The organism is Actinomycetes bacterium, assembly GCA_036000965.1.
Lineage (GTDB): Bacteria > Actinomycetota > CALGFH01 > CALGFH01 > CALGFH01 > DASYUT01.
The window spans coordinates 1-3,641 of record DASYUT010000037.1 but is presented as its reverse complement, the minus strand read 5'-3'; the positions used below and the strand labels follow the sequence as shown (position 1 = coordinate 3,641).

Annotated in this window: 5 protein-coding genes; 2 read left to right on the top strand and 3 right to left on the bottom strand. The window is 71.1% G+C overall.

Annotated elements, in window-relative coordinates; translation table 11 throughout:
• On the bottom strand, positions 1 to 704 hold a 704-nt coding region (locus VG276_02085; protein HEV8648197.1), incomplete at its 3' end, for a carboxyl transferase domain-containing protein.
• Between the two features lie 168 nt (positions 705 to 872).
• Between VG276_02085 and VG276_02080 the strand changes: the two genes are divergently transcribed.
• A complete protein-coding gene (locus VG276_02080) occupies positions 873 to 1,397 on the top strand; it encodes an HXXEE domain-containing protein (protein ID HEV8648196.1) in 525 nt (174 codons plus the stop codon).
• 364 nt (positions 1,398 to 1,761) lie between these two features.
• Here the strand turns inward: VG276_02080 and VG276_02075 are convergent, their stop codons facing one another.
• Positions 1,762 to 2,094, bottom strand: a complete 333-nt coding sequence (locus VG276_02075) for a hypothetical protein (protein ID HEV8648195.1) — start codon at positions 2,092 to 2,094, stop codon at positions 1,762 to 1,764.
• Positions 2,095 to 2,274: 180 nt separating this feature from the next.
• A complete protein-coding gene (locus tag VG276_02070) occupies positions 2,275 to 2,664 on the bottom strand; it encodes a hypothetical protein (protein ID HEV8648194.1) in 390 nt (129 codons plus the stop codon).
• Positions 2,665 to 3,280: 616 nt separating this feature from the next.
• On the opposite strand from VG276_02070, the gene VG276_02065 reads away from it, so the two are divergent.
• Entirely contained in the window at positions 3,281 to 3,412 is a 132-nt protein-coding gene (locus VG276_02065) for a hypothetical protein (protein HEV8648193.1), read from the top strand.
• Positions 3,413 to 3,641: the final 229 nt, after the last annotated feature.

Sequence of the window (3,641 nt, the reverse complement as noted above, 5' to 3'; positions counted from 1 at the left end):
CGGGCGTGCATCTCCGCGCCGCCCAGCTCCTCGTCGCCGGCGTCCTCGCCGGTGGCCATCTTGACCAGCGGCGGGCCGCCGAGGAACACCTTGGCCCGCTCGGCCACCATGATGGTGTGGTCCGACATGCCGGGCACGTAGGCGCCTCCCGCGGTCGAATTGCCGAACACCAGCGCGACCGTGGGGATGCCGGCGCGCGACAGGCGCGTCAAGTTGCGGAAGACGGCTCCGCCGGGGATGAAGATCTGCGATTGGGTCGGCAGGTCGGCGCCGCCAGACTCGATGAGCTGCAGCAGCGGCAGCCGGTTGCGCTCGGCGATCTCCATCGCCCGCAGGGTCTTGCGCAGGCTGAAGGGGTTGGTGGCGCCGCCGCGCACGGTCGGGTCGTTGGCCACGATCACGCATTCGACGCCGCTGACCGCGCCGATGCCGGTGACCACGCTGGCGCCGACGTGGAAGTCGGTGCCCCAGGCGGCCAGCGGCGACAGCTCCAGGAACGGGGCGTCGCGGTCGAGCAGCAGCTCGATCCGCTCCCTGGCGAGCAGCTTGCCCCGCGCCCGGTGGCGGGCGACATAGCGCTCGCCGCCACCCGCCCTGCTCTGCGCGAGCTGCTGGGAGATCTCCTCGAGCAGCCGCAGGTTTGCGCTCCGGTTGGCGCGATAGGTCGCGGACGCCAGGTCGAGCCGGCTGGCCAGCACGCTCATAGTTACCGCAAGGTAACCACGCTGCCCCGGTGCGGTCCAGCAGCGCTGCGGGACCGGGTTGTGATCTTCAGCGCTTAATAGTGCTCTGTCAGGTCGCTCCTGTAGCCATGGAACTGCCACCTCGGTACGCTCCCCGGCATGGCCAGGCCCACGGCAGCATCGCCCCACGTGCTCGATCCGGCGACGCGGCGGCTGATCCTGCTCCTGCCGGCCGCCTTCCTGGCCCACGACTTGGGCGAGCTGGCCGGCAACGATGAGCTGAACCGTGCCGCCCGCGACCTGACCCGGCGAGTCCCGGTGCTGGCCGAGCGGGCCCTGCCCCACTTCACCACCAGCCGGGCCCAGGCGACCGTCGCCATCGGCGCCCTTGCCGCGAGCATGACCGTGTTGTCCTGGCGCGCCGCCCGGTCGACCCCCCGCAGCCCCACCATGACCGCCTACGCGGCGGTGACGCTGCTGCTGGGTGCGCACATACTTCCGCATACAGCCCAAGCCATCGCGCTGCGCCGCGTGCCGCCAGGACTGGCCGGCGGCCTGACGATCGCGTTGCCGTACTCGGTGCTCATGGTGCGTCGGCTCGTCCGGCACGGCCTGGTCGATCCAGGTGCCCTGGCGCGTGCCATGGCCGTGGGGGCGGTGCTGCTGCTCCCGGCCGTTTTGGGGGTGCGAGCCCTCGGCCGAGCGGTGGCGTAGTTGTCGGGGGGCCGCCCCAGCGCAGATACTCGGGGCCGTTTTTGGCCAGCGGGCCGCGGTGATCCCGCCCAATCGCCGCCAGGACCGGCCCGCCGAGCGTGGCGACCTGCCGGGCCAGCCCGCGTAGTCCGACCGCATCCGGAGGCGCGCTGGTGACCTGCACCGTGCCGCCCTGCTCGTCAAGCAGGCACACGTCCAACCGCCTGCGTGACAGATCCAACCCTGCGTGCAACATTGCCATGGGCCTCCTTCGGGCGAGATCCCTCGGTGACACCTGGGAGATTGCCACCGAGGAGGCCCTCTTCATGGCATTCAGTGGACCGGGCCGCGGTGCCGCTCAGGTTCGTGTCGATGGTCTGCGCCGTCACGCCTTCTCCCGGTGAGGGTCGATAGAACCGCGTACCGGATGGTCGGCGGCCCGCCGGATGCGCTGTGTCCAGTCGATGAACCTCTCGGTGTCTTCTCCGCGGTCCTCGGCGATGAAGTCCTCGGCCAGCCGATCGATGTCCTCGTTCGAGAACCCCGCGGCGAGTAGGGTCCGGCGGGCGTCGTTGGCAAGCAGGCGCGCGCTCTCGACCTCCGCGGCCTGTGGCTGCGGATAGCCGGGATCGGCTGTCGCTCCTCGCTTGACGCCCGCCAGCGGTCCTGGCGGGTACTCACGGTCGACCGAGGATAGCGCGGATCGAAGATCGTCCATCACGTCACCTTCCTGCGCTCAGGAGGAGATCTCGGATAGCGCTGGCGGACAGCGCCGACTTGGACAGGAACCCCGCGGCGGGGCTCGCCCCGATGAGGTCTGCGAAGTCTTCCGGGTGGTAGGTGGAGATCAGGATCACCGGCGCCTTGCCTCGCGTGGGTCGTCGTGTAGGCGGCGGGATCACGCCGCGCCTGCTCTGTGAGCAGTCCGCCGTCGCATCCCGGCGAGCACTGAGCCCACCAGGGTGAGGGCGACGAGCCCAGCAACCACCGAGTTCCACCGGACGCGGGTAATCGCAGCCCCCGTGGGTCCGGCGTCCCAGGGTATCGGGACCAGGTTCCAGGTCATGACGCCGTCTCCGAACTCCCACAGCGTGGGCGCCAGCAGCAGCCAGACCCCCACCGCCAGGGCGATCATGTAGGCCGGCATGGGGTTGCGTGCCGACCGGGCCAAGGTACCCGTCACCACCAGCAACATACCGCTCAGCGTCGCGCTGGCCACGCTCGGCGTGTCGCGCACGCCGTCCAGAAGATACGGCGATACCAGCAGCCAGACCCCCAGCACCTGCAACGCGACCGCCTGCGAGGCTCGTGGCCGCCGGCCAGGCGCACCGCTTGCCGGTCCAGCGGTCCCGGGCGCCGCCGGAACCGATCCCGCTTGTGTCTGACGCATTCCGCACCACCCCGGTGATCACTCGAGTCGTGTCTGTTGACGGTCCCAGCGTCGCCGCCACCGGGTCGGATGTCGTCGTGGCCAGCACCAAACTCCGGGTACCGCTAACCGGCATCCCAAGACGGCGGCCCGCCGGGAGCGCAGACGGGCGCTGGCGGTGAGGACATCCGGCCGCCGCCGGCGTTCGCGGTCATCGCGGGTGCGGGCCTGCTGGCCCGCGGAGTGGTGCAACGCATCCCGCGCAGCGCTTTGCAGCTCCTGGTGGGAACGCTGCTGTCGAGCTTCGGCACGTTCTGGGCGGTGCAGGGACTGGGGTCACCTGGCCGGCCAGCGACGCCGCGATCCTCGCCCTGGTCGGCTGATATCTGCTGGCGGCCGCCGGGTACGTCCGGCTGCTGCGCCGACACCTGGACGGGCTGCTTCCCCAGGAGGCGAACAGATGACCATGATCGTGGGCTGGCTCAGGGGTTTCGGCCGGTTCTGGTACGGCTTCATCATCGGCGACGACTAGACCGTGGCGGCGACGGTGGCGGCTGCGCTGGTGGTGACGTGGCTGCTGCATGCGGTGGCCGTGGCCGCGTGGTGGCTTCCGCCGCTGGCTGCCGTGGGCGTGGTGGGGCTGAGCCTTCGCCGCGGCGGCCGGTGAGCGAGCCGGGTACCTGCTGGCCGGTACCGCTGGACTGCAGCTGACGGGGGGTCATGATGGGCGCTGGCCGCGACGACGTGCGCCCGCCGGTGGGTGAACCTGCATGGCATGAAGATTGGCCACGCGCTGCTCGCCGGCGGCGCGGCCCGGGCCCGGTCCACCGGGTCCAGGGGCGTGGCGCTGGCGGTGCTGGCCACCGCGCGGTTGGTCGTCGCGCTGGACTACGCCA